We start from the raw sequence: 1,802 nt of genomic DNA, 5'->3' as shown, positions 1-1,802 counted from the left end.
GCTCCTGGTTGTGAAGCCAGTTTAACCATTTGAAGTTTAAACTCATTTGAAAATGATCTGCGGGGTTCTGCAGATAATGCTTTCTGTTCCATAACAGGTATCCACTAGTTGAAAAGGTGGGCACCTACGTTACCAATACAGGCTTAATGGCTACATACGGCGGTCAGTTTACGCTTACAATAAATATGAAAAGATGGTTTAAATACCCCGTTACTTTTGACTTACACTATACGGTATCGCATCGTTTAATATTCGCACCGGCCAGATTTTTATTTCTATTAGTTGTCACAATACTGAATGCGTACGACCACAGTATTCTGGCTCCTGTGTGGTCATGCTTTAATTCTGCGTTCCGGACAGATAAGCAGTTGCTTGCAGGAATCCTTCTTGTGTTAATGTCAGTTCCCCTTTTTACCAGTGCTGATTTCCACATTCCGTCCAACAGAGCTTATAGCCTTTCCCTGGATTATAGCATTGTCCGGCTGAAGTTCTTTTTGAATAATAATAGAAGCACTGCTGGCAGATCCAGTCCGTTTTTCATAACCCACTGTACTGATAACCATAATCTAATCAGTAGAAATTGAGTCGAAAATAAGCACTACTCCATACAGGATAATTAGAGGTCAGTTTGATTATTCACAATTCATCATCAGCATTTTCTGTTTCTGACGAAATCAACATGAAAAGAACCATATATGATAATTATTATAATAACGGCTTTAATTGGAATACATATATTACAACGTATTATATATAATTGGTATTCTGGGAACTATATTCTCAAAATACAGTAGAAACGAGGTATGTTTCTGGTGGAAAGGACAGTGGGATTAAAAAGTAAGAATTGATAAAAAAACGCCAGCAACACATAGTGCCGGCGGAGGGAATACCCCATGGAGAAAATGTGATGCCTAGAGCACCATGAATATATAATTAAAAATAGTTAGCGTTGTCAATACTTTCACAAAAATAATTTTCGTAGTTTCGTAGTTTCGTAGTTTCGTAGTTTCGTAGTATAGAAAGATATTTTTATGCATGACCTACCTGAATTTGCTCCGGGTAGAGGTTATAAATAAAAATTGAATCACGACAAACACAATATTCATAGTATGGCGATGCCTACGCCAGCAAGAATAGCGCCAATAATGTTGGGAATATAATAGACACCAGACGCACAGGCATCTCATCTCCTAACAAATAATAATCAGGGTATTTACTTTTGCCTCGCCAGCTGTTTACGCCTAAAGCACACAAGATTAACCATTCAATAACAAATGGCAATATCCATAGCCATACGACTTTACCTTGTAATGTTCGGTATTTCTTTATAATTATTCTGGGAAATCTATCATTTATTTTTAAAATCAAATTATCTTGTTGTTTAAAAATAAGTTCACATACTTTATCATCTTCTTCCGCCATCAACATCTCTGCATACTTAAACATTTCAGAACGTTCCTTTAGCACAGAAGAGTAATTATATGTCCAGTTCCCAGGCAATAATGCTTATGGATATTTAATTAATAATTTAGAGAATATGGTGATGCTGCCAACTTACTGATTTAGTGTATGATGGTGTTTTTGAGGTGCTCCAGTGGCTTCTGTTTCTATCAGCTGTCCCTCCTGTTCAGCTACTGACGGGGTGGTGCGTAACGGCAAAAGCACTGCCGGACATCAGCGCTATCTCTGCTCTCACTGCCGTAAAACATGGCAACTGCAGTTCACTTACACCGCTTCTCAACCCGGTACGCACCAGAAAATTATTGATATGGCCATGAATGGCGTTGGATGCCGGGCAACTG

Annotated in this window: 1 protein-coding gene and 2 pseudogenes; 1 reads left to right on the top strand and 2 read right to left on the bottom strand. The window is 38.2% G+C overall.

The annotated features are described in order from the left end of the window. Positions 1-226 precede the first annotated feature (226 nt). Positions 227-563: pseudogene (locus tag BFF42_RS16040) on the bottom strand (hypothetical protein). A 667-nt stretch (positions 564-1,230) separates the two neighbouring features. Continuing rightward, a pseudogene (locus BFF42_RS16030) lies at positions 1,231-1,446 on the bottom strand (hypothetical protein); the annotation flags it as partial. 148 nt (positions 1,447-1,594) lie between these two features. Between BFF42_RS16030 and BFF42_RS16025 the strand changes: the two are divergent. Continuing rightward, on the top strand, positions 1,595-1,802 hold a 208-nt coding region (locus BFF42_RS16025), incomplete at its 3' end, for an IS1 family transposase (RefSeq protein ID WP_000179203.1).

The sequence above is a fragment of the Shigella sp. FC1661 genome, assembly GCF_001712525.1.
Classification (GTDB): Bacteria; Pseudomonadota; Gammaproteobacteria; order Enterobacterales; family Enterobacteriaceae; genus Escherichia; species Escherichia coli.
This window is presented reverse-complemented; position numbering and strand designations above follow the sequence as displayed.